The 26,405-nt window shown below is 60.4% G+C and carries 24 protein-coding genes; 13 read left to right on the top strand and 11 right to left on the bottom strand.

Features of this window, described 5'->3' with window-relative positions:
- The first annotated feature begins 48 nt into the window (after positions 1 to 48).
- Complete coding sequence (locus BMZ66_RS02410) at positions 49 to 1,506, top strand: cellulose synthase family protein (RefSeq protein WP_177204562.1); 1,458 nt, start codon at positions 49 to 51, stop codon at positions 1,504 to 1,506.
- Between the two features lie 155 nt (positions 1,507 to 1,661).
- A complete protein-coding gene (locus BMZ66_RS24995; protein ID WP_143080013.1) occupies positions 1,662 to 3,026 on the top strand; it encodes an MptA/MptB family glycosyltransferase in 1,365 nt (454 codons plus the stop codon).
- A gap of 134 nt (positions 3,027 to 3,160) precedes the next feature.
- Here BMZ66_RS24995 and BMZ66_RS02400 read toward each other — a convergent pair whose 3' ends face one another.
- The 5 genes from BMZ66_RS02400 to BMZ66_RS02380 form a co-directional block, all read right to left on the bottom strand.
- Entirely contained in the window at positions 3,161 to 3,805 is a 645-nt protein-coding gene (locus BMZ66_RS02400; RefSeq protein WP_092668575.1) for a TIGR04282 family arsenosugar biosynthesis glycosyltransferase, read from the bottom strand.
- A complete protein-coding gene (locus BMZ66_RS02395) occupies positions 3,798 to 4,328 on the bottom strand; it encodes a rhodanese-like domain-containing protein (protein WP_092668573.1) in 531 nt (176 codons plus the stop codon). The genes BMZ66_RS02400 and BMZ66_RS02395 overlap by 8 nt, the downstream gene beginning before the upstream one ends.
- A gap of 46 nt (positions 4,329 to 4,374) precedes the next feature.
- Positions 4,375 to 4,917: a heme NO-binding domain-containing protein gene (locus tag BMZ66_RS02390; RefSeq protein ID WP_092668571.1), complete on the bottom strand. Its 543-nt coding sequence runs from the start codon at positions 4,915 to 4,917 to the stop codon at positions 4,375 to 4,377.
- Positions 4,918 to 5,028: 111 nt separating this feature from the next.
- On the bottom strand, positions 5,029 to 5,949 hold the full coding sequence (locus tag BMZ66_RS02385; protein WP_092668568.1) for an anti-sigma factor: 921 nt from the start codon (positions 5,947 to 5,949) through the stop codon (positions 5,029 to 5,031).
- 6 nt (positions 5,950 to 5,955) lie between these two features.
- A complete protein-coding gene (locus BMZ66_RS02380; protein ID WP_092668566.1) occupies positions 5,956 to 6,516 on the bottom strand; it encodes an RNA polymerase sigma factor in 561 nt (186 codons plus the stop codon).
- A 219-nt stretch (positions 6,517 to 6,735) separates the two neighbouring features.
- On the opposite strand from BMZ66_RS02380, the gene BMZ66_RS02375 reads away from it, so the two are divergent.
- The 4 genes from BMZ66_RS02375 (at position 6,736) to BMZ66_RS02360 (ending at position 9,891) form a co-directional block, all read left to right on the top strand.
- Positions 6,736 to 8,130, top strand: a complete 1,395-nt coding sequence (locus tag BMZ66_RS02375) for an NAD-dependent succinate-semialdehyde dehydrogenase (RefSeq protein ID WP_092670214.1) — start codon at positions 6,736 to 6,738, stop codon at positions 8,128 to 8,130.
- 437 nt (positions 8,131 to 8,567) lie between these two features.
- Positions 8,568 to 8,810, top strand: a complete 243-nt coding sequence (locus BMZ66_RS02370; RefSeq protein WP_092668564.1) for a hypothetical protein — start codon at positions 8,568 to 8,570, stop codon at positions 8,808 to 8,810.
- An 83-nt stretch (positions 8,811 to 8,893) separates the two neighbouring features.
- Complete coding sequence (locus BMZ66_RS02365; RefSeq protein WP_092668562.1) at positions 8,894 to 9,238, top strand: hypothetical protein; 345 nt, start codon at positions 8,894 to 8,896, stop codon at positions 9,236 to 9,238.
- 233 nt (positions 9,239 to 9,471) lie between these two features.
- Positions 9,472 to 9,891, top strand: a complete 420-nt coding sequence (locus BMZ66_RS02360) for a hypothetical protein (protein WP_092668559.1) — start codon at positions 9,472 to 9,474, stop codon at positions 9,889 to 9,891.
- Positions 9,892 to 10,012: 121 nt separating this feature from the next.
- On the opposite strand, the gene BMZ66_RS02355 is transcribed toward BMZ66_RS02360, so the two are convergent.
- The 3 genes from BMZ66_RS02355 to BMZ66_RS02345 form a co-directional block, all read right to left on the bottom strand.
- The gene (locus tag BMZ66_RS02355) at positions 10,013 to 11,023 is read right to left on the bottom strand and encodes a transglutaminase family protein (RefSeq protein WP_092668557.1); all 1,011 of its coding nucleotides are present in this window, start codon (positions 11,021 to 11,023) and stop codon (positions 10,013 to 10,015) included.
- Between the two features lie 9 nt (positions 11,024 to 11,032).
- Entirely contained in the window at positions 11,033 to 11,971 is a 939-nt protein-coding gene (locus tag BMZ66_RS02350; RefSeq protein WP_092668555.1) for an alpha-E domain-containing protein, read from the bottom strand.
- Between the two features lie 82 nt (positions 11,972 to 12,053).
- A complete protein-coding gene (locus BMZ66_RS02345) occupies positions 12,054 to 13,511 on the bottom strand; it encodes a circularly permuted type 2 ATP-grasp protein (RefSeq protein WP_092668553.1) in 1,458 nt (485 codons plus the stop codon).
- A 490-nt stretch (positions 13,512 to 14,001) separates the two neighbouring features.
- Here BMZ66_RS02345 and BMZ66_RS02340 point away from each other — a divergent pair, with 490 nt between their 5' ends.
- A complete protein-coding gene (locus tag BMZ66_RS02340) occupies positions 14,002 to 15,093 on the top strand; it encodes a zinc-binding metallopeptidase family protein (RefSeq protein WP_092668551.1) in 1,092 nt (363 codons plus the stop codon).
- A 224-nt stretch (positions 15,094 to 15,317) separates the two neighbouring features.
- Here the strand turns inward: BMZ66_RS02340 and BMZ66_RS02335 are convergent, their stop codons facing one another.
- The 3 genes from BMZ66_RS02335 to BMZ66_RS02325 all read right to left on the bottom strand — a co-directional run bounded on the left by BMZ66_RS02335 (position 15,318) and on the right by BMZ66_RS02325 (position 18,356).
- Entirely contained in the window at positions 15,318 to 16,085 is a 768-nt protein-coding gene (locus tag BMZ66_RS02335) for a YdcF family protein (protein ID WP_234794994.1), read from the bottom strand.
- A gap of 69 nt (positions 16,086 to 16,154) precedes the next feature.
- On the bottom strand, positions 16,155 to 16,499 hold the full coding sequence (locus BMZ66_RS02330; protein WP_092668547.1) for a YbbN family protein: 345 nt from the start codon (positions 16,497 to 16,499) through the stop codon (positions 16,155 to 16,157).
- Between the two features lie 99 nt (positions 16,500 to 16,598).
- A complete protein-coding gene (locus tag BMZ66_RS02325; RefSeq protein ID WP_092668545.1) occupies positions 16,599 to 18,356 on the bottom strand; it encodes a DUF885 domain-containing protein in 1,758 nt (585 codons plus the stop codon).
- A 344-nt stretch (positions 18,357 to 18,700) separates the two neighbouring features.
- On the opposite strand from BMZ66_RS02325, the gene aspA reads away from it, so the two are divergent.
- The 6 genes from aspA (at position 18,701) to BMZ66_RS02295 (ending at position 26,288) form a co-directional block, all read left to right on the top strand.
- A complete protein-coding gene (gene aspA / locus BMZ66_RS02320) occupies positions 18,701 to 20,107 on the top strand; it encodes an aspartate ammonia-lyase (RefSeq protein ID WP_092668543.1) in 1,407 nt (468 codons plus the stop codon).
- Positions 20,108 to 20,293: 186 nt separating this feature from the next.
- A complete protein-coding gene (locus tag BMZ66_RS02315; protein WP_092670212.1) occupies positions 20,294 to 21,169 on the top strand; it encodes an alpha/beta hydrolase in 876 nt (291 codons plus the stop codon).
- A gap of 250 nt (positions 21,170 to 21,419) precedes the next feature.
- Positions 21,420 to 22,439 carry an aldo/keto reductase gene (locus BMZ66_RS02310; protein ID WP_092668541.1) on the top strand — a complete coding sequence of 340 codons (1,020 nt, stop codon included), beginning with the start codon at positions 21,420 to 21,422 and terminating at the stop codon, positions 22,437 to 22,439.
- Positions 22,440 to 22,559: 120 nt separating this feature from the next.
- On the top strand, positions 22,560 to 23,423 hold the full coding sequence (locus BMZ66_RS02305) for an SDR family NAD(P)-dependent oxidoreductase (protein WP_092668539.1): 864 nt from the start codon (positions 22,560 to 22,562) through the stop codon (positions 23,421 to 23,423).
- A gap of 98 nt (positions 23,424 to 23,521) precedes the next feature.
- On the top strand, positions 23,522 to 24,547 hold the full coding sequence (locus tag BMZ66_RS02300) for an aldo/keto reductase (protein ID WP_092668537.1): 1,026 nt from the start codon (positions 23,522 to 23,524) through the stop codon (positions 24,545 to 24,547).
- Positions 24,548 to 24,689: 142 nt separating this feature from the next.
- On the top strand, positions 24,690 to 26,288 hold the full coding sequence (locus BMZ66_RS02295) for a protein adenylyltransferase SelO (RefSeq protein WP_092668535.1): 1,599 nt from the start codon (positions 24,690 to 24,692) through the stop codon (positions 26,286 to 26,288).
- Positions 26,289 to 26,405: the final 117 nt, after the last annotated feature.

The raw sequence follows: 26,405 nt of genomic DNA, 5'->3' as shown, positions 1-26,405 counted from the left end.
ATTCTGGCAAATGTTCTCTGTGTTTTTGGTCTCTAGTTTCTGCTTCTGATGCCGCTGCTGCCCCTTTTGCTTGTGGTGCTGTACGGCCTGTGCCTGGTGTTCATCATCTGCTTCAGCATGGGGCAGTGGCAGCTTACGCGCCTGGCGCGCCGTGCCTATGCGGGCCCGCCAACGCCCTTGCCGCCAGCGCCCAGCAGCTGGCCCAAGGTCACGGTGCAGCTGCCGCTTTACAATGAGCAAAACGTGGTAGAACGCGTAATTGACGCTACGGCAGCCCTCGAATACCCCGCCGACCGCCTGCACATTCAGGTGCTCGACGACTCGACGGATGCCACCGTGGGCCTGGCTGCGGCGCGCGTGGCCCACCACACCGCCCGGGGCCTGCACATCACCCACGTACGCCGCCCCGGCCGCGAGGGCTACAAAGCCGGTGCCCTGCGTCACGGCCTCACCGAAACCGACGGCGAGTACATCGCCATTTTCGATGCCGACTTCGTGCCCACGCCCGATTTTCTGCGCCGCACCATGCCCTTCTTTTTGCAGGACGAACGGGTGGGCGTGGTGCAAACCCGCTGGGGCCACCTCAATCAGGACGAATCCCTGCTGACGCGTCTGCAAGCCTTCGGGCTTGATGCGCACTTTCTTATTGAGCAAGTCGGCCGCACGTTCGCGGGCTTCTTCATCAATTTCAACGGCACGGGCGGCGTGTGGCGCCGCAGCTGCATCGACGATGCCGGCGGCTGGCACACCGACACCCTCACCGAGGACCTCGACCTGAGCTACCGCGCCCAGCTGCGCGGCTGGCGCTTCGTGTATCGTCCCGAAATCGTAGCGCCCGCCGAGCTGCCTGCCGTGATGGACGCCCTTAAATCGCAGCAGTTTCGCTGGACCAAGGGCGCCGCCGAGACGGCCCGCAAGCACCTTGGCACCATGTGGCGGTCGTCGCTGCCGTTGGCTACCAAGCTGCAAGCCACGTTTCACCTGCTCAACAGCAGCGTGTATGTGGTCATTATGCTTATGGCCTTGCTGAGCGTGCCACTGGTGTTTGTGCGAGCCGACTACCGCGAGTTTCAACTGGTATTTCAGCTGGCATCGGTGTTTTTGCTGGGCTTCGTGCCGCTCATTTATTACTACTACACGGCGTGGCGGCTGGCTCAGCCGACTAATAAGGCGCAGCTGTACCCGGGGTTCTTTCTGCTTTTTCTGTCGGTGTCGATGGGCCTGGCGCTGCATAATGCCCGGGCCGTTCTGCTTGGCTGGATGGGCCAGCGCACGCCCTTCGTTCGCACGCCCAAAACCGGCAACAAAGGCCGCACCAAGCGGCGCTACCGTACCGGGGGCGTGGGGCTGCTGGTGGTATTGGAAGGTGTTTTAGCCGTGTACTTTGCCTTTGGGTTGGGCGCCGGAATCTATTTTGGCGATGCAGGCCTGCTGCCCTTTCACACTTTGCTGACTTTCGGATTTGCGGCGGTGTGCTACTATTCGGTACGCCACTCGCAGCAGTAATTTAAGTCCTTGCGCCGGTCCGACCGCCCTAGGCGGTCCGACCGGTTGAATAGCGCGCCGCCCTGCTCCAGCGGCAACCGGTCGGACCGCCTAGGGCGGTCGGACCGGAGCAACTTGCTAGTTTACATATTACCAATAAAATAACCACGGCTTCCATGCTTCCCTCTTATTCCCAAGTGGTGGCGCTGCTCGTTTCCTTGGCGGCCTATGCAGGCCTGGCGTATGCCACCCCACGGGAGAATTTTGGGCAACTGGCAAGTCTTTTTGCCGTGGCTTTGCTGGCCTATGCGTGGCTATTGCGCAGCCGGCTTTCGTGGCGCTGGGGCCTGACCGCAGCCCTGGTTTTTCGCCTGTTGTGGCTGCCCGCCACGCCCGCCTTCTCCGACGATGTGCACCGCTTTCGCTGGGATGGCCTGCTGGTGGCCAACGGCGTGAATCCCTTTCAATTTCGGCCCGATGAAATCATTGCCGACGGGGCTCGTACGGCCATCCGCGACGAGCAAAAACGTAATCAGGCCCTGCCTGAGCTGCAGCAGCTGTATCGCCGCCTCAACTCGCCGCATTATTACTCGGTATATCCTCCGGTTTGCCAGTACGTGTTCGGGGCCGCCGCCTGGGCCTTCCCCAACTCCGACGTTGGCTTTGCCGTGGGCCTGCGCGCAGTGCTGCTACTGGCCGAAGCCGGGGTAGCGTGGCTGCTGCTGGCGCTGCTCGCTGGCGTGGGTACCCGGCCTGAGCAAGCGCTGCGGTACCTGCTCCACCCATTGGTGATTGTGGAGCTCACTGGCAATCTGCATTTTGAAGGCTTGGTGCTGTGTTTCCTGCTGCTGGCCTTGTGGCTGCTGAGCCGGAGCCGCTGGCTGGGTTCGGCGGTGGCGCTGGGGCTGGGTGTGGCCACCAAGCTGCTGCCGCTGCTGGCGCTGCCGCTGCTGGTGCGGCGGCTGGGCTGGCGGCATTTTTTGGGCTATGCTGCCATTTGCGGCGGCACGCTGGCAGTGCTTTTTAGCCCGTTTCTGTCGGTGGAGTTGTTCATAAACATCAGCCGGAGCCTCAACCTGTACTTCCGCAGCTTTGAGTTCAATGCCAGCATTTACTACCTGCTGCGGCCCCTCGGTATCTGGCTCACTTCCTACAACCAGATTGCTGTAATCGGCCCGGCTTTAGCGCTGCTTAGCGGGCTGTCGGGGCTGGTATTGGCGTGGCGGGAACGCCGCCCCAGCCTGTCTACTTTGCCGCAAGCTCTACTCCTGCTGCTCACGGTTTATTTCGCCCTGGCCACCACGGTTCATCCCTGGTACCTGACCTTGTTGATTGGCCTTAGTGCGTTGACGCGTTTTCGCTACCCGCTGGTGTGGGGTGGTATGGCGGTGCTGTCGTACGCCGCGTATCAGACTCGTGCTTATACTGAAAACTTGCTGCTTATCGGGCTGGAGTATGCAGTGACTTTGGCGGTGCTTGGCTGGGAGGTTTTGCGTCAGCCCACGGCAACTAGTAGTGCCTTGGCAGATAAATCTGATTGAGAATAGTGCGCCAATTGCTGTAGAGACGCGACACTTCGCGTCTAGTCGTTGAACGATAACGCCCGAACGACAGCCGAACGACGAGACGCCAAGTGTGGCGTCTCTACACTGTTCAATCCTACCTCAAATGTCTTTTAGGTAGCACTACGCCACACCTCCAGGTCGGCGGCGGTGTCCACGTCGTGCAGCTCTGGCAAGAAAGCTACCCGCAACCCCAGGCGCTTGGCATCGGCCACGGTATCGATTAGCACAGAAGCCGTGCTCCATTCCTTGTTGAGGAACAGCTCCGGTTGCGGTCGGCTCAGGCCCAGCAGGTAATAGCCGCCATCGGTTGCGGGGCCCAGGACTACTTCGTGCTCGGCCAGCAAGTCAAAGGCCTGGGTCAGATGCGTATCGCGCAAGCCCGGGCAATCGGTGCCGATGATGGCCACGCGCTGCGCTCCCGCTGCGAAGGCAGCTGCAAAAGCGGCCTTCATGCGTTGTCCTAAGTCGCCGGATTCCTGGCAGCGGGTGGCCATGCCCTCCCACTCCTTGGTCTCGGCGGCGGTGGGTTCCGGTCTAGCGGTATCCGCCAGCCAAACCGTGGTGGGCACGCCGGCTTCCGTAATGGCCGTGCGCGTGATGGCCAGCAGCTCCTGGTAGATAGCCAAGGCGCTTTCTTCGCCAATGCCGGCCGCCAGTCGGCTTTTCACGCGCCCCAACGCTGGCACGCGCGCAAATACGAGCAGGTGGTTGCCTTCTATTGAAGCACCCGCCCTCGGCGCGGCTGTATTACTCATACACTTTTCGTCCATTTTTTAGCCACGGCCCCCACATAGCCGAGTACGGGTGCACGTTTTGGGTTAACCCCTGGGCATTATAAACCGGGTAATTCTGATTGACCCACTCAAACAATCCCCCATACAAATTGCGCACATTTTTGAAGCCTAGGGCGTGCAGGCGTTCGCCCAGCCGCTCGCTGCGGTAGCCCACCGAGCAGTACACTACCACCGGGCGGCTCCGGTCGAGGCCCGCAAACTGCTCGGTGGCCAGCGAGTCGTAGTTCACAAACCGGGCCCCGCGCAAATGGCTCACCCTGAACTCGGCCGGGCTACGGGCATCGAGCAGCTGCGGGGCCGTGGGCCGGCTCAGTTCCCGTACCAGTTCGGCGGGCTTAATGGTGGGCACGGTGTTGCGGTACAGCGCCTGCAGCATGCGCGCGTAGGTGGGGCTGGTCATGCCCGCTTGGCCGGGCTCGGTTTGCCCGCACGCACTCAGCGCAAACAAGCTAAAACAGGCAAAGGCGGCGCGGGTAAGGGGCACGGAGCGGTCAACTAGTTACAAAAACGGATTTGCGAAGAACTTCCAATCAAGCGCTGCGACGCACGTGAATTTTCACCCGCTCGCCGTTATCATACGTGGTGGGCATCACGTCGATGCGGTCGGCTTCATCGTAATAGATGGCCAGGCCGCGCACAATGCCGACGGCCAGGCCACTCATGCGCCGCGGCGACACGTACTCAATCATCAGCTCGTTTTCGCTGATGCGCGTGACGTCGAGCACGGGCGGCGCGTTGTCGGCGTGCTCCTGGCGCACTTGCTTGTGCATGGTCAGCTCGGTGTGCTCAATCATATCGAGGGTTTTCCACTCCGGGCGCACCAGCTTCTGGTACATGTACATGAGGTCGGGCACCAGGTACTCGCCGAATTTCTCATGCAGCTCCTCGGCCGGAATGCCAGTCATTTCAGCAGCATGGCCCACCAGGGCATACACGTGCTCGTCGGGATACACCGACTTATGGTTAAACTCAATCTTATCAAGTCCCGAAAGCTCCACGAGCTTAACCCAAGTACTGTGGTCGTATTGGGTTTGCACGTAGCGCTTCAATAGGGTAATAATAGAACCGTGCATGGGGTATGGCGGAGAGAAAAAAGCGTAAAAACAAAATTACCGCTTGCTAGCTGCTTTAGCTAACAAGCGGTAATTATTGGCAACCTGTTGACAATCTAACCTAACTCGGTTCTAGATATTGCCAATCACCGTCATGGTGCTCAGTGTGGGGTTGACGCTGCCGCCCGTGGGCTCCACCGTCATGGCAAAGGCCTGGGCGCTGTTGATGTCCTTCATGGCCTGGAGGCCTTCGCCCGATACTGTAGTGGCGACAAGCACGCCGGCATCCACGGGCTTGCCATTGTCGAGGGCCCACAGCTGGTACTGCTTGCCTGCTGGCAGCGCCGGCAGGCTTTTCACATCAAGATACACCTTATGGGTGGTGGGGTTGAACAGCACCCGGGCCCGCGCCGAAGGAGCGGTTTTGGTGCCGGCCAGGGCCACCGCGCGGAACTCGTCGTTGCGGAGCACCTGGTTTTCCTGTCGCAGCTCGCCGAGCTGCTTGTCCATTACGGTGGTGGTTTGGGCAAAGCGGGCCTGGTCGTTTTGCAGGGCCACCAGGTCGTTGCTGGCGTCTTTCCAGCGGCTGTAAAACAAGGCGTTGGCGCCCAGGCTCAGCAGCAGGGCCACCGAGGCAGCCATGGTCCAGATGGAACGGCCAGCGGGCTCGGCCACCGGAGCCGACGACATGGGACGAACAACGGCTTCGCCGGCCACGGGCGTGGGCTGGGCGGCGGCCGGAGTACCGGCCTGGGGCGTGGTGCTGGCCTGCGCCAGGGCGTCGACATCGGCGCGCAGGCCGCTGGTCGAAGCGGGAGCCGAAATCTGGGCCATTACGTTGCCCAGCACCCGCTCCCGCATACCGGCAGGGGGCGTGATGGCGTGCGCTTCGGCATAAAAACCTAAAGCTGCCTGCACCTGTTCCAACTCTTCCCGAACGGCCGGATGGCGGGCCGCCTGGGCTTCAACGGCAGCTTGCTCGGCTGCCGACAGCTCTCCCAGAGCGTACTGCTCCAGAATGCCTGATTCTATATATTCTTGGATATTTTCCACGATGATTCAGCGAATGAGTTTGCTTAGGACTTTGATGGCGGTGCGGGCCCGGGTTTTCACCGTTCCCAGAGGAATGTTGAGCTCCTCCGCCACTTCACTTTGGGTGAAGCCCTCGAAATAGAGCAGGTCGATTATCTGGCGCTGCTCGGGAATCAGTTTTTGGGTGATTTCCTGCAGGCCAATGTGCTCTGGTCGGAAGGTGGTGGGCGCCGCTTGCCGCTGCGCTGTTAGACTATCGTCCAGTCCCTGAGTACGGCTACCTACGCGGTGCTGTCGTGAGCGGATTTTATCGATGCTGAGATTTCGGCAGATGTTCAGCACCCACGTAAAAAGCCTCCCTTTGCTGGCGTCGTAGCTGGCAAAGGCGTGCCATATTTTGACCAGTGCTTCCTGCAGCACGTCTTCGGCTTCGTCTTCGGCCTTCACAATACGGAAGATGACGCCGTAGAGCGCCGAGGAGTACCGTTCGTAGAACAGGGTCATGGCCGATTCGTCGCGGGCTTGCAGCCGTCTGACGAGCTCTGCCTCAGCGGCAGGTGGCAGGGATATAAGGGGAGTATCGGACACGGTAGTGACAGAAAGTGGATGATGAAGCCGCAATCGGCCTCATACTAAGCGCACGAAAATACAGTAAGCGGCGCAATCGCCACCGTAAGGTGCTGGAATGCGTAACCGTACTACCCTGGCATAAGTTGAAGGTTTACTGAATGTGCGCCCCACCCCGCCGTTTAGCGCCTTTTGGCCAATCTCATTCCACCCCCTTTTTTCTACCCCCTCCTACCCGCCATGCCCATCGAATCCTACAACCCGCACACCGGCCGTGTTCTGCGTCGCTTCACGGCGTTTACCTGGGCCAAGACCGAACGCATTCTCGACCAGGCCCACCGGGCCGCTGCCAAGTGGCAGGCCACCACCTTCGCGCACCGGGCCGAGATTTTGCGCCGCTCGGCCGAGATACTCCGCGAGCGCCAGGACGACCTGGCCCGCCTCATGGCCCTGGAAATGGGCAAACCCGTGACCGACGGCCGCGCCGAGGTACTGAAGTGTGCCACCTGCTGCGAGTACTACGCCGACCATGCCGAGGGCTTCTTGGCCGACGAAATCATCAAAACCGACGCCAGCCGCAGCTTCATCAGCTACCAGCCCCTGGGCGTGGTGCTGGCCATAATGCCCTGGAACTTCCCGCTGTGGCAAGTGGTACGTTTCGCCGCCCCGGCCCTGATGGCGGGCAACGTCGGCCTGCTGAAACACGCCTCCAACGTGCCCCAATGCGCGCTGGCCCTCGAAGCCATCTTTCACGACGCGGGCCTGCCCCCGGCCTGCTTCCGCACGCTGCTCATTGAAACCGACCAGGTAGAAAAACTGCTGACCGACGACCGGGTGCGCGCCGCTACTCTCACGGGCAGCGAAGGCGCCGGGGCCGCGGTGGCGGCCATTGCGGGCGCCCAAATCAAGAAAACCGTGCTGGAGCTGGGCGGCTCCGATGCCTTCATCGTGCTGGCCGACGCCGACCTAGAATTGGCTGCTAAAACCGCCGCCCAGTCGCGCATGATAAACAGCGGCCAGAGCTGCATTGCGGCCAAGCGCTTCATTGTGGAGAAGCCGGTGGTGAAAGATTTTATCAGCCTCATGAAAACGCACTTGCTGGCCATGCGCCCCGGCGACCCGCTCGACGAGTCTACGCAGTACGGCCCCTTGGCCCGTCCCGACCTGGCCGATGAGCTCACCAGTCAGGTTGAAGAATCGGTAGACCAAGGCGCCCGGGTGGAGCTGTTTGGCGGCCAGGCCAAGCCCGGTACCGCCTTGTTCAGGCCGATGATTTTATCGAACATAAAACCTGGCCAGCGCGCTTATGCGGAAGAGCTGTTCGGCCCTGTGGCCTTGGTGCTGGAAGCCAAAAACGCCGATGATGCCGTGCGCCTCGCCAACGACTCCCGCTTCGGCCTGGGCGCCGCTGTGTGGACCGCCGATGCAAAAAAAGGCGAAGCCATGGCCCGGCAGATTGAGAGCGGCGCCGTGTTCGTGAACGGCTTGGTGAAATCTTCGCCCGAGCTGCCGTTCGGCGGCGTTAAGAAATCAGGCTACGGTCGCGAGTTGTCCTACTTGGGCATCCGCGAGTTCGTCAACCAAAAGTCGGTTTGGATAGGTAAGAAAGTGGAAGTAAAGGATAAGACAGAATAAGCTTTCCTACCCGGGCTTACACTAGCCTTCCGCTGCAATGTGTGAACCGCGGAATAGAGGACGGTCATGCCGAGCGCAGCCGAAGCATCATGCTCTCGGGGTAGTAAACCCAGCCTACTGAGTTGCTACCCCGAGCGTGATGCTTCGGCTGCGCTTGGCATGACCATAGCTTTTGCAAAATGTGATTTGGGTGGTTCTATTCTTTGAGTAGCTGCTTCCTGAGCGCCCGCGTTGACGTTTCGGTACCCCTATTTCATCGTCTGCATTAGCCGCTTCGGGACGACCGCGGAACCAGATGCCGCCACCCGTCGCGGGGGGAAATACTTAGGGCCAAAAGCCGTAGTAAGCGGCTCGCATTTACGCGTTTGTGCCGAAGGCCCAGTGCCCTCAAGCTCCGGACCTTTGCCTACAGGTTTCGCCACTTTATTTGCTACATCGTGCTGAATTTTTTGTCTGCCGCCGGGTTCTTTGCCATTTGCTGGACACCGGCCGATTCCTCCGCGCAACCGGGGGCTACCTACGTCCTGCCGGGACCCCGAGGCGTGGTACGAGTTTTTGTGCCAGCCGCCGGCGGGGACATCGACTGGTATACCGGCCCGCTTTCGGCGGGTGAGTTGCGCTACCGCGGGCCTCTTACCAGCGAGGACCAGCTGCAAAAACTGCTGGCCACCACCCGCTGAGCTCCGGGGGGCGCACCGAGAGTCCCTTTCCGGTATTTGTCTTTGCCTCTCTAGCGGTACTTGCCGCACCGTTCCCCCTTCCTATGAAAAACAATCTTTTCCCTCGCGAGTCGCCCCAGGAGGACACCACCCCCGCGACTTTTATCGATTTAGACGTACCAGACGCCGTTCGGGCAGCGTGCGCGGCGGCGCAAGCCTCGGACCCGCTGCCCCAGCGCCCGCCCCTGCACGTCGACTGTCACCACTTACGCAGCCAACGCACGCTCGGCGTCAGTCACGTCGTGTCCCAGTTGCTGCTCTTGCGTCGGGGCGGCACGGCGGTGTGGCTGCACCGTGTCAATGCCCCGTTGCGGCGGTGCCTACGGCTGTTGCAACTGCACTCGCTGTTTCATTTCGTGGCACCCGAACCGGACGTAGCTCCTTTGTAAGGACACCCCTCAAGTTCTTGCGAGCGAACTGATTGGATGAACGCTCGGCAGCTCATTTTCTTCCTTCCCACCGATACTCACCTGGCCTGAATCGGCGGGCTAGCTGCCAGAAAATGCGAGCGTACCCCAATCCAGGCCGCGCCCCACGCCCGCTGCCCGAGTGTCCGGCCCGGAGAATGAAACCGGTCTGGTCTACCCTTGCCGACCCAGCGGCTCGCCTCTACCTCACCCGTATGCTACCACTCGCGCCCGAAGGGATTTATTTCGAGAACGCCGCGGGGCGCCTAGTTGAGCACCCCAACGGCTACGCGCTGGTCCGCTACTACCCTGGCCCGCGCAAATTCTCCGACTTTCAGGCCCTGCTCACGCACCTGAGCAGCCTGCTGGCCCGCCGCCGCTGGAATCGGCTCCTTAGCGACCAGCGCCAGATGTCCCCCCACACGGCGCAGGAGACAGCGTGGCTCCGCGACGTCTGGCTCGGCGCCACCAGCCGGCGCCCGGGCCCGCGCTACGGCGCCGTGCTGCGGGCCCTCGACGTCTTTGCCCGGCTTTCCATGAACCAGGTGCTGCACGAAGCCCGCGGCACCGGCCTGGTATACCGCGAGTTTGACCGCGAGGAAGAGGCGGCGCAGTGGCTCAGGCAGGTTCGCTGACTGTGGCCTACTGCCAGCGGGCAGCCCGTGCCCAGCCAGCCAAGGATAGTCGGGCCGCAGTCTGGGTTGTGCCCAACCAGAGGCAAACCCATGCCGGGCAAACGCCGCCGGCCGGGTTGCGCTACTGCTGCTGCTGTTGCTGCTGGTGGCGTTGCTGCTGCTCCTGGTAGAGGCGGAATGAATTCGCGGGCATTTCGGGGTCCGGCACTGCGTACACGGGGGCTGGCGCCAGGGCCGGGGCATCGGCCGGCACGGGTTCGGCGAAGTCGATTTGCACCGACACGTGCAGCTTATGGGTGCCAATGCCTTTGTAGGTTCCTTTCACGGGCGTGCAATCCGGGAAATTGCGGCCAATGGCCATGCGCACGTGGCCATCGTTCACGATGGTGTTGTTGGTGGGGTCCAGGCCCAGCCAGCCGTAGTTGGGAATGTAGGCTTCTACCCAAGCGTGGGTGGCGCCGATGCCGCGCACTTCGGCTCCTTCCTCCTCTTTTTTGGGGCACACGTACCCGCTCACGTACCGGGCCGGGATGCCCACCTGCCGCAGCAACGCCTGCAGGATGTGCGCAAAATCCTGGCACACGCCTGCCTTGAGCTGCCAGATTTCTTCGGCCGGGGTTTCGATGTTGGTCACGCCCTGGCGGTAGTCAAAGTGCCCAAATACGTATTCGGAGAGCACCAAGGCATTCTTCAGCGGTTTTTCGGTTTCGCTGGTCAGTTGGCTGAGGGTGGTTTTGACGTCGGCCAAGGACTTGAAATCCTCGGGGGTCAGAAAGTCGATAAAAGCCGGGTCGAGCTGCCGGCTCCGCAGGTCCTGCCACTGCTGCGCGGCGGGCTCCTCATCCATCGGAAACTGGATGGGGTGGGTGGTGACGTCGGCCGAGGACTCGATAACGAGCACGGTGTGGGGCTCAAGCACCGTGAAAACGCCCACGGTGTTGCCGAAGGCGTCCACGTAGGTGTCGATGGGCGGGCCGTGCCGGGCGCCGGAGTCGCTGGAAACGCATACTTCGTGCCGCGCCACCTGCAGCCGCTCGTCAGGGAGCGGATACAGCATAATCTGGTTGGCGCCGTCTACGACTTCGGCGGCGTAGGAGTAGCGCGTGATGTGCTTGATGGTGTAGGATGGCATACGGTCGTTTTAGCTTTTCCCCAAATAGTTTTTGCCCAAGGCCACCGCAATGTTGAGCAGCTCCTTGCGGGTGTCCAGCAGAAATTCGTTGAGCTGCTGCGGATTGCGGGCCGACGCGTCGGTGTATTTCACCTGGTTGGCCAGGCGCCCAATTAGGAACTCCAGCTTCTGGTGGCTTTCCGGCAGGCTGTCCGATTTCAGCCGCTCGAAGTACCAGCTCAGCCGGTTCAGGCACGAGTGCAGCGAGTGCGTGAAATAGGCGTTGTGCAGCACAAACTGCAGCACGCTGTCGGGGTTGAAGTTGCCGCGGTAGGTTTTCAGGTACAGCTCCTGGCCGGACATGGAGTGCACCAGGTAGCGCAGCTGCGGAACTTCCCTTTCGGGCAACGGCTGGGCCGCCACGTTCAGCCACTGCACGCGCAGCGTGTCGGTGGTTTGCAGGGCCCGCTCCAGCAGCTTGCCCAGGTTCAGGTAGCCGTAGCTTTCGTCGCGGGGCATGGTGTTCTGCACCGCTCCAATGAATACCAGGCCGTGGCGCATCAGGGCGTCGATGCCCGAAAGCGGGTCGCCGAAGCGAATCTGCTCTGGGATTTCGCCCTCCCGGATGGCGTGGTAAAAGCTGTTCAGGCAATGCCACACCTCCTGCGTAATGTGGTCCTGCACGGCGCGGGCATTCTCGCGGGCCTGCAGCACGCTGTTATAAGCCGAAGTGGGGTTGTCTTTATCCAGAATAATGCGCTCTAGCACCCGGGGCGTGTCGCGCTCCATCGCGCCTACTTCTTCGAGCGTGAGGCTGCCGCCGTAGCTGTAAAGCAAGGAGCGCCAGCTGAATTCGCTGGGGCTGTCCTGCGACGCCTGGTAGTGGGTCCGAATGACCTGCAGCATGGCCTGGGTTCGGTCCATATACCGGGCCAGCCAATAGATGGTGTCAGCAACGCGACTTAACATAGTGTCGATTTAGGAGAAAGGCAGGAGGTTTCTCAAATGAGCAGGCTGAACGTCCGTACTCACAATGCCTCCCGTTTCGTTCTTAATGTGTATCCGGCCCCAACACCCAGGTGTCTTTGCTGCCGCCGCCTTGCGAGGAATTTACCACCAATGAGCCTTCCTGCAGGGCCACGCGGGTGAGGCCGCCGGGCACAATGTCGATGCCCCGGGGCCCGTACAGCGCATACGGCCGCAGGTCTACGCGGCGGGGCTGCAGCACGCCGTTCAAGTAGCAGGGCGTGGAAGACAGGCTGATGATGGGCTGGGCAATGAAGCTTCGCGGGTCCTGCGTAATGGCTTCGCGGAATTCCTGCATCTGCTGCTCGGTGGCGCTGCTGCCTATCAGCATGCCGTAGCCGCCCGACTCGTTGGTTTTCTTAATCACCATCTTATCCATGCGCTCAAACGCCATTTTGCGCAGGTCCGGGTCGCTCATCTGGTAGGTAGGCACCGTTTTCAGAATGGGTTCCTCGTTCAGGTAGTAGCGTATCATCTCGGGCACGTAGCAATACACGGCCTTGTCGTCGGCCACGCCGTTGCCCATGGCGTTCACGATGGCCACGTTGCCTTTGCGGTAGGCCGCGTACATGCCGGGCACGCCCAGGGCGCTGTCGGGCCGGAACACCAGCGGGTCTAGAAACTCGTCGTCGACGCGGCGGTAAATCACGTCCACCTGCTTCAGGCCTTTGGTGGTTTTCATGAACACGTAGTGGTTATTCACCACCAGGTCACTGCCCTGCACCAGCTCAATACCCATGAGTCGGGCCAGCGTAGCATGCTCGTAATAGGCCGAATTGTAGATGCCCGGCGAGAGCAGCACCACCGTGGGGGCACTGATGTGGCGGTCGGCCAGGTCCATCAAATTGCGGAACAGCAGCTCGGGGTACTTGCGCACGGGCTGCACCTGGTTTTTGGGCAGCAGGTCGGGATAGAGGCGCGAGGTAATGCTGCGGTTTTCGAGCATGTACGACACCCCAGAGGGGGTGCGCAGGTTGTCTTCCAGCACGTAGAACTCCCCGTCGGAGTTTCGAATCAGGTCGACGCCCGCAATGTGGGTGTAGATGTCGTGGGGCACGTTCACGTTCATCATTTCCCGCAAAAACTGGGGGCAGGAATAAATGAGCGCAGCCGGAATCAGGCCGTCCTTGAGGATGAACTGCTCGTGGTAAATGTCTTTGAGGAAGAGGTTCAGCGCCTTCAGTCGCTGCTTGATGCCGGCCTCAATGTGCAGCCATTCGGCGTGCTGAATGATGCGCGGAATAATGTCGAAGGGAAAGATTTTCTCGATGCCCTCGCCGCTGCTGTATACCGTGAAGGTAACGCCCTGGCTCATGAACAGCTTGCGGGCCAGCTCGTCCTTGCGAGCCAGCTCGGTATTGGGCAAATTCTCGATGGCCGAGACGAAGTTGCGGTATTCGGGGCGGATGGAGTTCTGGTGAAACATCTCATCCCAGATGTTGGGCTGCTCCTGGTAGGCAGTCAACAAGGAATTCTCTATCATAAGCTAAGCCGGGAAGTAGCGCGGGTGGGTAGGCCAGCAAGGGCTGGGGCAAGGATATAATGTACGCCACCGTTTTGACAAAGTTGTACTATATTGATTTTTATCGCGACGACCCTTGCTTTTAAGTATCTACCCATGACCAGGCTAATGTTTGCTAAGTACGCTCAATCAACAGTTACGTATTTTTCGCAAAACACCGCGAAATGTACTCAAATTAGGTATTAGAGGGTATTTTTAGTTACGAGTATTCGCTGGCCTTATCAAAGAACATTCTTTGCTGAGCGCCAACCCATTCACCCTCAAGACGCGCGTTTTATAAAATATCAATATGATTATTTTCTGCCCCTCCCCGCTCCTGCTTTGCTGCCGGCAAGGCTCTTGGGAAGGTATGCTGAGCAAACCAATTCCGGAGCCCTCCGTTTGAACTGCCTCACGGCTTGACGCTTGGCTGTTGAGCGCAAGCCGTCCGGTCTATTTCACCCATTGTTTTATGAAGCTCTTCAATTGCACGCACTGCCAGCAAGTCGTTTACTTCGAAAATGACTCCTGCGAGCGGTGCAATCACGCCCTGGGTTTTGACGCCACGCAGCAGCAGATGGTGGCGCTGAAGCCGCTTGGAAAACATGGAAAACAGTGGGTTGCCGTGCACGACCAAGCCGAGGGCACTGCCTATAAGCACTGCGCCAACCACGCGCAGCAGGCGTGCAACTGGCTGCTGCCCGCCGATGCCAATGAGACGCTCTGCCAGGCTTGCTCCCTCAACCGCACCATCCCCAAGCTCAGCGAGCCGGAGCACATCACCCGCTGGCAAAACCTGGAAAAGGCCAAGCACCGCCTGGTGTTCAGCCTCTTGCAGCTCGGGCTGCCCATTGTCAGCAAAACGGAAAACGAGGAAACCGGCTTAGCCTTCGACTTCCTGGCCGACGAGCAAAAGCCCAAAGGGAAAAAGGTGCTGACCGGCCACGACAACGGCCTCATCACCATCAACATCAAGGAGGCCGATGACGTGGAACGGGAGATGGCGCGCCGGAACATGCACGAGGTGTATCGCACCCTGCTGGGTCATTTCCGGCACGAGGTAGGCCACTACTATTGGGACCGGCTCATCGATAACTCGCCCCACCTCGAGGAGTGCCGGCGCCTGTTCGGCGACGAGCGCGCCGACTACGCGGAGGCCCTGCAAAAGCACTACGACCAAGGCGCCCCCGCCGATTGGAACGAGCATTTCATCAGCGCCTACGCCACCACCCACCCCTGGGAAGACTGGGCCGAAACGTGGGCCCACTACCTGCACATTGTCGACACTCTGCAAACGGCTTTGGCCTACCGCATCCGCGTGAACCCCCGGGTGAGCGAAGAGGCCGACCATCTTTCCACCACCATTACTGAAGACCCCTACCGCCTCGAAGACTTCGCTGCTATTATGGAGCAATGGCTGCCGCTCTCACTGGCCCTGAACAGCCTCAACCAGAGCATGGGCCTGCCCGACGCGTACCCATTCGTCATCCCGCCCGCCGTGGTGGAGAAATTGGCGTTCATTCACCGGGTATGCCGCAAAGCTGGTCGGCCCAGCCCCTCGTAAAGCATTAGCCGGTGCACCTGCTGATTCGCTTCCTAGAGCCAGCCCAGTAATGTAGGCATGCTTTAAGGAGTGAAAAGCATTCGCCGCAGTCAGGCATGGGCGGGGCGGGTAGTACACTGCTTGTCACTTAGAGCTATGGGGCAAGCAGGAAACAATTTGATGTGCCAAAGGCGCCCCCTTTGCTATGTATGGCACTCGCTGAAGGATGATAAATAGCACGCTTTTTACAAATACCCCATGGCTTTGTACGTAAGCCACCCGGCTATTTCGTGCACCAGTATGCTCAGGTTTGCCAGCGCCTGGGGGTTAGGCACGAGCCAATAAGCAGGCGTGCTGAGGCGGTCGGTGCTCAGGAAGCCGGCTGGCACCGCAATGGGCGCAAGCCCCGCCTTTCGGAAGCAGCCCAGCGCCCGCCGCTGATGAAACGCGGAGGTTACGAGCAGCAGGGTGTCTAGTTCGGGCCTCGCGGCTACCAGCTGCTTGGTGAAAAGAGCGTTTTCGCGGGTGTTGCGGCTTTGGGCTTCCTGCAGAATGTCGCGTTGCGGCACGCCTGCCAGCCGCAGCAGCGTGGCCAGCTCGGTTGCTTCCGCATTGGCCTTGTCGAGCACCGCGCCCGACCCGCCCGAGATGATGATGCGGCGCACGCGCCCCGCCCGATACAGCCACAAGGTATTGGTGAGGCGGTCGGCCCCGCGGCCCAGGTACACCCGGTCGTGCGGCGATTTGTCGACTTCCGTGATGCCGGTTAGCAGTACTGCCGCATCGGCGCGGGCGGGCAAGTCAGCCAGTGGCACGGGCGGCCGCTCCCAGGCCAACATGGCCTCGTTTACCAGCGCGGGGTTGGTGGTAAGCAAGGCCAGGACAAAGGCAGCTACCAGCCACTGCCGCTGGCGCCGGGGCTGCCGGGCCAGCAGGGCCGCCAGCAACAGAGCCAGCAGCCACACCGTGGGCAGCAACACAAAATCGAGAAATTTGGAGAGCAGAAAAAACACCGACAAATGTAGCCTCCCAGCATTTTGAAAGCTGTTTACGCCGTGGCCTCACTCCTACTCACCCTGGCTCTACTTTCCCCGCAGGCGCGTCAGATGCTCCAGCATTTCCTTTTCGTTCACACAGGTACCGCACTCCAGCATGCGGCCCTGGCTGTAGCTCACAAAGAATGGGGCTTCCTGCTCGGCCATGAGGCGCTTAGCCACCGGATTTTCGCCGGAGTCGAGGCGCACGAACTGAATTCCAATCGACAGCTTATCGCCCACCAATTTGCTAAAAATAGGCTCCAGCACCTTGCAGACTTGGCAGCCGGTAGTAGTAAAAATGGCAAATACTTTGGGCTTGCTGTGCACGTAAATGCGCAGCCCTTCGTCGTTGGTATCGACCAGAGCCATTGAGGTATTTTTTTCAAGCATGGCCTTGCAGCGACAAGTAGCGCACGGACAGTTGGCCCGTTTACGTTGCCGCTTTCTGAATAAATACTTTGGCTTACGGATTATCCAGTTACAAAGACGTTACTGGGGCAGCATCAACTCGCGGATGTACTTGACCGGCGCACTGCCGTAGCTGAGGAATTTTTCGTGGAACGACTTCAGGTCGAAGTCCTTGCCTTGCTTCTGCTTTAGCTCTTCGCGCAGGGCGTAGATTTCGGTGTAGCCCGTGAAATAGCTGCTCAGCTGCACCTGGCTAAGGGTGGCGCGCAGCCACTTTCCACGGGCTTCGGCTTCCTCCTGGAAGCCGTCACGGCGCAGTAGGGTCACCACCTCGTTTTCGCTGGCATTGTCTACCTGAATCATGTGGTCGATGACGGTATTGAGCGTCACGCGCATGTTCCATTTGTCCCACAGCAGCCACATTTCGTCGGAGTTGTTGCCGTAGCCGTTTTCCAGCATCATGCGCTCGGCGTACACGGCCCAGCCCTCAATCATGGCGCCGTTGCCGAAAATGCTTTTCACGAGCGAGGGCGAGCGGTTGGCGTACACCAACTGGGTGTAGTGGCCGGGAATGGCTTCGTGGATGTTGAGGATTTGCAGGGTGTAGTCGTTGTATTCGCGCAGGTAGCTTTCGGCCTGGGCGGCGGTCCACTCGGCGGGGATGGGCTCCACGTTGTAGTAGGTGTCGGCGCCTTTGTCATAAGGGCCGGGCGCCGAGACGCTGGCACCCGCGCCGCTGCCGCGCATGTAGAGCGGGGTTTCGCGCACCACCAGCGGCTGGCTGGGGTCCTGCGTGAGGAGCTTCTTATCGTTTACAAAAGCCACCAGCGTGGGAATCTGGCGCTTCACCGCGTCCACAAATCCTTCGCGCGGGGCGTGCTTCAGCGTCAGCTGGTTCACCACGGCCGTAATCAGGGCCAGGGAGTCGGCGGGGGCTTTTTGGCCGGGGAAGTACTTCGGGTACAGGCGGGCTGCGCGGCGACCCATGTCGTGCAGCAGCTCGGCCTTGTGCTTCACCGCTTCCTGGTAGATTTCATCGGCCGTGGAATGCGCCTGAATGTCGTAGGCAAACTTCTGGTTGTACAGCTCCCGGCCTATGCGGAACGAGCGGAACTTGCCCGCTGGCAGCACGTCGTTTTTCAGGAAAGCTATGTAGCCTTGCACGGCTTGGCGGGTGCTGGCAATGCGCTCGGTGAGGGTTTTCTTTTCCTGCTCTGTCAGGCCGGATTTGCGAACGGAATCTGCCAGCGCGGCACCGAACACGGCGAGGCCGCCGGCGTTTTGCTTCATGGCCAGCTCGGTGTGCTCGCGGGTGGGGTTGTTGATGTTGGCACGGGCGGCGGCGTAGTAGGCCGGAGCGTTGCTGATTTTGTCAGAGATGTTGCGCAGGCGGCGGTCGAGGCGAAAGTGCCGGCCGTTGAGCAAGTCGCCTACCGAGGCTCCCAGGTTGTAGCTAGCGGGGTTCCACTGCCAGTTTTTGAAGGTGTCGGCGTACCAGAGGCTGGCGCGCAGTTCGTTGCGCAGCAGGCGCAGGTCAATCTGATTGTTGGGCGAAAGGCTGTCGAGCGAAAACTTGCTCATTGCAGCCAGGTACTGCCGGTTAAAGGCGGCATCCTGCTGGCGTCGGGCCGCATCGGGAATCACCAGCAAGGAGTCGTATTTGTGGTAGCCCGCGTACATGGCCGCGTCGGGGTTGTGCTTCCACAGGGCTTCGATGAATTGGCCTTTAAAGGCATCGAAGCGCCTGTCGCCTGCTTCGGCGCCGGTGGAGGCAGACTTGTCGGCTTGCGAGCAGCTGGCCACAGTTAGGGCCAGCAAGGGCAGGTAACGAAATTTCATGAAGGAAGAATAAGGGAAACTGCGGTTACAGAAAGGTCATATTATCGCAGCACGCGCGTAATCGCAGCACGTCATGCTGAGCTTGTCGAAGCATCTCGCTCGCACCGTTGCAATGCTATTTATTACTGCCCCACGCGAGATGCTTCGCTGCGCTCTGCATGACGTGCTGCGATACTATAAACTGTACTGCGCGTGGCCTGGCGTTCTGTAATAAAATACTCTGCTAACCCAACCGGCCCCAAAGGAACACCGCAAACCGGATACGTTGCAGACCTGAGCCGTAGGTTTGCCCCGAAGCCTATCCAATTTCGTATTACCTCATCCATCCCACCCGCCCTATTTCCATGAATAATTCCCGCATCGAACACGACTTTCTCGGCGAACGCATCCTCCCCGACACCGCCTACTACGGCATTCAGACGCTGCGGGCTCTGGAGAACTTCTCCATCACCGGCATTCCCATCAACACAGAGCCGCTGTTTGTGCAGGCGCTGGCCTTCGTGAAGAAAGGCGCGGCCCTGGCCAACCGTGACCTGGGCGTACTCGAGCCCACCATTGCCGAGGCCATTGCGGCGGCCTGTGACCGGGTAGCAGCCGGGGAGTTCAACAACCAATTCCTGACCGACATGATTCAGGGGGGCGCGGGCACGTCGGTGAACATGAACGCCAACGAAGTCATCGCCAACGTGGCCCTCGAAATCATGGGCCATGCTAAAGGCGAGTACCAATACTGCCACCCCAACAACCACGTCAACTGCTCGCAAAGCACCAACGACGCCTACCCCACCGCTTTCCGCATCGCGCTCAATAACAAGTTGGTCGGCTACCGCGAAACCCTAGGCAACCTGGCCGACGCCTTTGCCCACAAGGGCGATGAGTTCCAGAACGTGCTCAAAATGGGCCGCACCCAGCTCCAGGACGCCGTGCCCATGAGCATGGGCGACGAGTTCCGGGCCTTCGCCACCAACCTGCGCGAAGAGCTGCTCCGCATTGACGACTCGCGCAGCCTCATCAACGAAATTAACATGGGCGCCACCGCCATCGGCACCCGCGTCAACTCGCCCGACGGCTACCCCGAACTCGTGACCGATTACCTGCGCACCATCACGGGCCTCAACCTGAGCCTGGCGGGTGACCTGTTCGAAGCCACCTACGATACCGGCGCTTACGTGCAGCTCTCCGGCGTGCTCAAGCGCACGGCCGTGAAGCTCTCCAAAATCTGCAACGACCTGCGCCTGCTCTCCTCCGGCCCGCGCTGCGGCTTCAATGAAATCAACCTGCCGCCGCTGCAGCCCGGCTCCAGCATCATGCCCGGCAAAGTGAACCCCGTGGTGCCCGAAGTAGTGAACCAGACAGCCTTCTACGTCATCGGCGCCGACCTCACCGTGACCATGGCAGCCGAGGGCGGCCAGCTCCAGCTCAACGTGATGGAGCCAGTGATTTCCTTCGCGCTGTTCACTTCCATTTCCTACATGACCAACGCCTGCCGCACCCTCAACGAGAAGTGCGTGGTCGGCATCACCGCCAACGTGGCCCACGCCGAAGCCCTGGTGCGCAACAGCATCGGCATCGTCACGCAGCTCAACCCCGTTATCGGCTACGAGGCCTCGGCCGAAATTGCCAAGGAAGCCCTGAAGACGGGCAAGTCTGTGCACGACATCGCCGTGACCGAACGTCAGCTACTAACCCAGGACAAGTGGGATGAGATTTTCACCTTTGAGAACCTGATTCGGCCGGTGTTTATTCAATAGCTGCTAGAAAGTAGCGCGGACTCTGTAGTCCGCGTCCCCGCGCCGTATCAACGATTTGCGCACGGCTCGGGGACGCGGACTACAGAGTCCGCGCTACTTTTCCCCGTGGCTGCTCTTTACAAAGTTTACCTTAACAATTTCCTGGCTCTACACAATCTCATTGTCTTTCAAAGCCTGCCATTCGCTATGCCACGTATTTTACTCCTCGCGCTTCTCTTCTTCGCTGCTACTTCAGTTGCTTCAGCCGCCAAAGTAGATACCCTGGCCATCCCCAGCGCGGCCATGAACAAGACCTACCGCGCCGCCGTGGTTACGCCCGCTTCCTACGCCAAAAACAAGAAAGCCAATTACCCCGTGCTTTACCTGCTGCACGGCGCCTACGGCCACTTTGGCGACTGGCTGAAAAGCACTCCCGATAAGTTGCTGGTGCATCGTCTGGCCGACCAATACAACATCATTATTGTGCTGCCCGAAGGCGAGACTTTTGCCTTCTACCTCGACAGCCCGGTGAACCCCGGCAGCCAGTTCGAAACCCACCTGACCAAGGAAGTCATTCCAAAAATTGACCAGAGCTACCGCACTATCCGCGACCGCAAGGGCCGCGTGATTACGGGCCTGTCGATGGGCGGGCACGGGGCCCTCTACCTTTCGGCCCGCCACCCTGAGCTGTATAGCGCCGCCGGCAGCATGAGTGGCGCGTTGGATTTACAGAGCTTCAACCGCAAGCTCACGCCCGAAGCCGCCGCCCAGCGCGCCCAGCTTTGGGCGCCTGTGCTCGGCGCCGAAACCGCCAACCCCGAGCGCTTCGCCGCCAACTCCGTAGTTAATCTGGTCGACCAGATGCAGCGCAACGGCCTGCCGCTCATCATCGACTGCGGCATTGATGATGGCCTCATCGAAATCAACCGCGAAGTGCACCGGCGCTTGCTTTACAACCACACCCCGCACGACTACACCGAGCGGCCCGGCGCGCACACCTGGGAGTACTGGCAGAATGCCCTGCCCTACCAGGTTATGTTTTTGCACGCGGTGCTGAAGGCCAACGGGGCAGCAGTACTGTAGCGGTTTTGCCAACCCAAACTGCTAGCGAAGCATACCGGACTAGGTTTCGCGCCCACTAAAAGCGTGTTATTTCTAGGTTAGTTTGCCACGGCACCGAACTGATGCATTGAGAGGATAAAGAAATGGAAGCCAGTGGCTGGAAAACGACAAGCGGCTTGCTGTTCAAAGGGAAAGGAATTTACGGGGCTGCCCAGCACCAACAATCCCGTGCGGCTTCGGTTGTACCCCGCGAACATCCTTTCCTTTCCCTATGAAATACAACCTTCTGGGCCAAACCGGCCTCAAAGTGTCGGAGCTTTGCCTTGGCACCATGACCTTTGGCGGTACCGGCTGGGCGGCTGCCATCGGCAACCTCGACCAGCCTGCCGTTGATGAAATCATGAAACGCGCCCTCGACGCGGGCATCAACTTTATCGACACAGCCAACGCCTACTCCGAGGGCCTTTCTGAAGAGCTTACCGGCCAATCTATCCGCAACTTGGGCGTGAGCCGCGACGACCTGGTGCTGGCCACCAAAGTGCGCGGCAAAATGGGCGAAGGCCCCAACGATGCGGGCCTAACGCGCAAGCACATCATGGCGCAGGCGGAGGCCAGCCTGAAGCGCCTGAACACCGACTACATCGACCTCTACCAAATTCACAGCTACGACCCGCTCACGCCGCTGGACGAAACACTGCGGGCCCTCGATGACTTGGTGCGCAGCGGCAAGGTGCGCTACATTGGAGCCAGCAACTTGGCGGCCTGGCAGCTGATGAAGGCGCTGGACATTTCCCGGTATGAGCACCTGGCCAAATTTGTGTCGCTGCAAGCCTACTACACCATTGCGGGCCGCGACCTGGAGCGCGAGCTGGTGCCTCTGCTGCTCGACCAGAAAGTGGGCCTCATGGTGTGGAGCCCCCTGGCCGGCGGCTTCCTAAGCGGCAAGTTTACCCGCGAAAACCAGGGCAACGAAGACTCCCGCCGCACCGGCTTCGACTTCCCGCCCCTCAACAAAGACCTGGCTTTTGACATCATCGACAAGCTGCGCCCCATGGCCGAAGCCAAAGGCTCGTCGGTAGCTGCGCTGGCCCTGGCCTGGCTCCTGCACCAGCCCGTGGTTAGCAGCGTCATTATCGGCGCCAAGAAGCTCGACCAGCTCGACGACAACCTGAAAGCCGTCGACGTGCAGTTTACCCCCGAAGAGCTGCAAGAGCTTGCCGATGCGAGCCAGCTGGCCCCGGAATACCCCGGCTGGATGCTAGACTTTACGGGCGGCGACCGGCAGGCTTAAACGCCTGTTGAGTTCTTAAAAAAATCTTCGCGGCATCAGGCGAGGAGACTTTTTAAGAACTCCAGCGGTATCGGCGCGTACACCAACGCTCCTCCTTTTCACTCTATCTACACTTAAATTATGGGAACCAGACTGCAAGGCAAAGTCGCCATTATCACGGGCGGCGCCGCCGGAATTGGCGAAGCTATTAGTAAAAGATTCGCTTTAGAAGGGGCCGCCGTGGTGGTGGCCGGCCTGCCCGACGACCCGGTGCGCGAGGTAGTCGACGAAATCAAGGCCAGCGGCGGCCAAGCCGTGGGCTATCTGGGCGACTTGTCGAGCTGGAAGCTGGCGCAGGAATGCGTGAAGCTGGCCGTGGACGAGTTCGGCAAGCTCGACATCCTCATCAACAACGCGGGCGTGTTCATCGAAACCAACTACCTCACCGACTATTCGGAAGAGGCGTTCGACTACATGATTCGCCACAACACCAAAACGACCTTCCTCATGTCGAAGGCCGCGCTACCCGAGCTGCAGAAAACGCACGGCAACATCGTGACGGCCGGCTCGGAAGCGGGCGTGCTGGGCATTCCGCAAAACACACCCTACGGCGGCACTAAGGCCTTCAACATTGCTTTCACCAAAGGCTTGGCTGCCGAACAGGCGGCGTTTGGGGTGCGCTGCAACGTGGTCGGCCCCGGCCCCATCGACACGGCCTGGACGCACAAGGAAACCGGACCCATGGACGCCAAGATGGAAAAAACCAACAACCAGGCCGTGCTCACTGGCCGCCGCGGCACCCCCGAGGAAGTAGCCAACGTGTACTTGTTCCTGGCTTCGGACGAAGCTTCCTACGTGACGGGTGCGCTGTATATGGTCGATGGCGGCATTACCATCGCCAAAGGCCCGGCTGGCGACCAAGCCGATTCCTTTTTCAAAAAACAGCCGAAAGAGGATTTGAAACTGCAGCATTCCATGGATGGCCACACTTCCATTCGGGAATAAAGCGTTGGCTCTGAGTAGCAACCTACAGGCCCGCCGACTCAGTTGGCGGGCCTTTTTATTCAAACTATACCACCCCTAATTCTCCCATCTTCTTCCTCATGGAATACAGACAACTAGGCGCCTCCGGCCTTCAAATCCCCGTCCTGAGCTTCGGTACCGCCACGTTTGGCGGCGGCGATGAATTCTTCAAAGCCTGGGGCAGCACCGACGTGGCCGAAGCCAGCCGGCTGATTGACATCTGCCTCGAAGCCGGAGTCAACCTCTTTGACACGGCCAACGTGTACTCCACCGGCATTGCCGAAGAAATCCTGGGCAAGGCCCTGGCCGGGCGCCGCCACGATGTGCTGCTCTCCACGAAAGCCACCTTCCCGATGGGTGACGGCCCCAACGATTTTGGCTCTTCCCGCCAACACCTGCTCAAGGCCTGCGACGACAGCCTGCGACGCCTCGGCACCGACCACATCGATATTTATCACCTGCACGGGTTCGATGCCCGCACGCCCGTTGAGGAAGCTCTACGTGCCCTCGACGACCTGATTCAGAGCGGGAAAGTGCGCTACATAGCCTGCTCCAACTTCTCGGGCTGGCACCTGATGAAGTCGCTTTCGGTGTCGGAGCGCCACGGCTGGTCCCGCTACGTGGGCCACCAGGTGTACTACTCCCTCATCAACCGTGAATACGAATGGGAGTTGATGCCCCTGGGCCAGGACCAGGGCGTGGGCGCCATTATCTGGAGCCCTCTCGCCAGTGGGCGCCTCAGTGGCAAGATTCGCCGGGGCCAGCCCGCTCCGCCCGAAAGCCGCCTCCAGCAAGGCGGCGGCCAGGGCCCCGATGTGCCCGACGAATACCTTTTCGGCATCGTGGACGTGCTCGATGAGCTGGCCATTGAAACCGAGAAAACCGTGGCGCAGGTAGCCCTGAACTGGCTGCTGCAGCGCCCCACCGTCACTAGCCTCGTTTTTGGGGCCCGCAACGAAACTCAGCTTCGCCAAAACCTGGGCGCCGTGGGCTGGAACCTCACGCCGGCTCAAGTGGCCCGCCTCGACGCGGCCAGCGACACGCCGCCCGTGTACCCCTACTGGCACCAGCGGCGCTTTCCCATGCTCAAGGCTTCGCTGCTTTAGCAGCCCTGCGCGTGAGTGCATACCGTAACCAAGGCACGGCCAATGCTGTTAAGCTCGGCTAGAACTTGCGTCCCCAATTATCGTTTGCACTTTAGGCAGCGGCTATTTCGGCCGCTGCCTTTATTTTAAGCCTGTACTCCCGATGCCTACCCAGCAACTCCACGAAGCCGAATTTAAGAACAGCCTGGTTGACGAACTGCGCGGCGAAATTGCGCCCGACGCCCGCCCCCGGCAGGTGCGCGGCTACACGTATTCCCGCATCAACCCCACCCCCGTGCGCGACCCGCACCTGCTTGCCTGGGCCGATGACCTGGGCAAATTCCTGGGCCTGGAAAAGCCCGCCGAGCGCGGCCCCACCATAGACGCCCTAGCCGGCAACCTGGTCACGGAGAGCATGAAACCCTTCGCCGCCCGCTACGCCGGCCACCAGTTTGGCAATTGGGCCGGGCAATTGGGCGACGGCCGCGCCATCTCCTTGGGCGAGCTGACCGCTACCGACGGCAGCACCTGGGAAATCCAACTTAAAGGCGCCGGCCCCACGCCTTACTCACGCCGCGCCGATGGCCGCGCCGTGCTGCGGTCTTCGCTACGGGAATTTGTGTGCAGCGAGGCCATGCACTACCTAGGCGTGCCCACAACGCGTGCCCTAAGCCTGGTGGCCACTGGCGACATGGTGGTGCGCGACATGTTTTACAACGGCAACGCCAAGCCCGAGCCTGGCGCCATTGTGGCCCGCGTGGCCCCTACGTTTATCCGTTTCGGCAACTTTCAGATGATGGCCGCCGCCGGTGAGCTCGACAACCTGCGCGCCCTGGCCGACTACGTTATTCTGCATCACTACCCGGAGCTGGGCCCGCCCTCGCCGGAAGTGTACGTGAAGTGGTACGAGGAAATCTGCCTGCGCACGGCCGTGATGGTGGCGCACTGGATGACGGTGGGCTTTGTGCACGGTGTGATGAACACCGATAACATGTCCATCCTCGGCCTCACCATCGATTATGGCCCCTACGGCTGGCTCGAACCCTACGACCTCGACTGGACCCCGAATACCACCGATTTTGGTTCGCGTCGCTATGCCTTCGGCCAGCAGCCGCAGATAGCTCTCTGGAACCTGGCTCGGCTGGCCGAGGCGCTGGGCCTACTGGTGGGCGACGTGGAGAAAATGCGGCCAGGCCTGGACGTGTACACGACTACCTTCGAAAGCACCCGGCAACAGATTCTGATGAAGAAGCTAGGCCTCACGGCCCTTCACCCCGAGGAAGACGCGCACCTGACCGGCGGGCTGCTGGAGGCCCTGGCCGAATCTGAGGTGGACATGACCATCTTCTTCCGTCAGCTTTCGCACCTGGCTCCCGAGCTACTAGCCTCCCCCGAGGCCGAGGCTGACCGATTTAATGAACTGCTGGCTGCGGCTACCTACGTTCCGCTGCCCAGCCCCACGCACGCGCCGCTGCTCAAGTGGCTGGGCCACTACCTGGTGCGCCTGCGGCAAGAACCCGCTAGCCCTGACACGATTAAAGCCGGTATGCTGCGCGCCAACCCCAAGTACGTCCTCCGCAATTACATTGCCCAGAAAGCCATTGAAGCTGCGGAAAAAGGCGACCTCACCTACCTGCACACGCTGATGGAGGTACTGAAATCGCCGTTTGATGAGCAGCCCGAGCACGAAGAGTTCGCCGCCAAGCGCCCCGAGTGGGCCTGGGATATGCCCGGCTGCGCCACCCTTTCGTGCAGCTCGTAGCAAACCGCTATGGGGTAGCTGGACGTCTGGCAGGAAACTTACTTTCTGAACTGCCCGCATCACCAAGCATTTCCTAATTCGATTAGGTTAGTCCTCCGGTACCCACCGGAGGACTTT

The sequence above is a fragment of the Hymenobacter arizonensis genome (assembly GCF_900115775.1).
GTDB lineage: Bacteria > Bacteroidota > Bacteroidia > Cytophagales > Hymenobacteraceae > Hymenobacter > Hymenobacter arizonensis.
Note: the sequence above shows the minus strand (reverse complement) of the source record. Positions and strands in the feature narration are given on the sequence as shown.

Bases quoted from the DNA above. Each gene is read 5' to 3' on its own strand.
- BMZ66_RS02410 (WP_177204562.1), top strand. From the start codon at position 49: ATGCCGCTGCTGCCCCTTTTGCTTGTGGTGCTGTACGGCCTGTGCCTG.
- BMZ66_RS24995 (WP_143080013.1), top strand. From the start codon at position 1,662: ATGCTTCCCTCTTATTCCCAAGTGGTGGCGCTGCTCGTTTCCTTGGCG.
- BMZ66_RS02400 (WP_092668575.1), bottom strand. From the start codon at position 3,805: ATGAGTAATACAGCCGCGCCGAGGGCGGGTGCTTCAATAGAAGGCAAC.
- BMZ66_RS02390 (WP_092668571.1), bottom strand. From the start codon at position 4,917: ATGCACGGTTCTATTATTACCCTATTGAAGCGCTACGTGCAAACCCAA.
- BMZ66_RS02375 (WP_092670214.1), top strand. From the start codon at position 6,736: ATGCCCATCGAATCCTACAACCCGCACACCGGCCGTGTTCTGCGTCGC.
- BMZ66_RS02365 (WP_092668562.1), top strand. From the start codon at position 8,894: ATGAAAAACAATCTTTTCCCTCGCGAGTCGCCCCAGGAGGACACCACC.
- BMZ66_RS02360 (WP_092668559.1), top strand. From the start codon at position 9,472: ATGCTACCACTCGCGCCCGAAGGGATTTATTTCGAGAACGCCGCGGGG.
- BMZ66_RS02355 (WP_092668557.1), bottom strand. From the start codon at position 11,023: ATGCCATCCTACACCATCAAGCACATCACGCGCTACTCCTACGCCGCC.
- BMZ66_RS02350 (WP_092668555.1), bottom strand. From the start codon at position 11,971: ATGTTAAGTCGCGTTGCTGACACCATCTATTGGCTGGCCCGGTATATG.
- BMZ66_RS02345 (WP_092668553.1), bottom strand. From the start codon at position 13,511: ATGATAGAGAATTCCTTGTTGACTGCCTACCAGGAGCAGCCCAACATC.
- BMZ66_RS02340 (WP_092668551.1), top strand. From the start codon at position 14,002: ATGAAGCTCTTCAATTGCACGCACTGCCAGCAAGTCGTTTACTTCGAA.
- BMZ66_RS02330 (WP_092668547.1), bottom strand. From the start codon at position 16,499: ATGCTTGAAAAAAATACCTCAATGGCTCTGGTCGATACCAACGACGAA.
- BMZ66_RS02325 (WP_092668545.1), bottom strand. From the start codon at position 18,356: ATGAAATTTCGTTACCTGCCCTTGCTGGCCCTAACTGTGGCCAGCTGC.
- aspA (WP_092668543.1), top strand. From the start codon at position 18,701: ATGAATAATTCCCGCATCGAACACGACTTTCTCGGCGAACGCATCCTC.
- BMZ66_RS02315 (WP_092670212.1), top strand. From the start codon at position 20,294: ATGCCACGTATTTTACTCCTCGCGCTTCTCTTCTTCGCTGCTACTTCA.
- BMZ66_RS02310 (WP_092668541.1), top strand. From the start codon at position 21,420: ATGAAATACAACCTTCTGGGCCAAACCGGCCTCAAAGTGTCGGAGCTT.
- BMZ66_RS02305 (WP_092668539.1), top strand. From the start codon at position 22,560: ATGGGAACCAGACTGCAAGGCAAAGTCGCCATTATCACGGGCGGCGCC.
- BMZ66_RS02300 (WP_092668537.1), top strand. From the start codon at position 23,522: ATGGAATACAGACAACTAGGCGCCTCCGGCCTTCAAATCCCCGTCCTG.
- BMZ66_RS02295 (WP_092668535.1), top strand. From the start codon at position 24,690: ATGCCTACCCAGCAACTCCACGAAGCCGAATTTAAGAACAGCCTGGTT.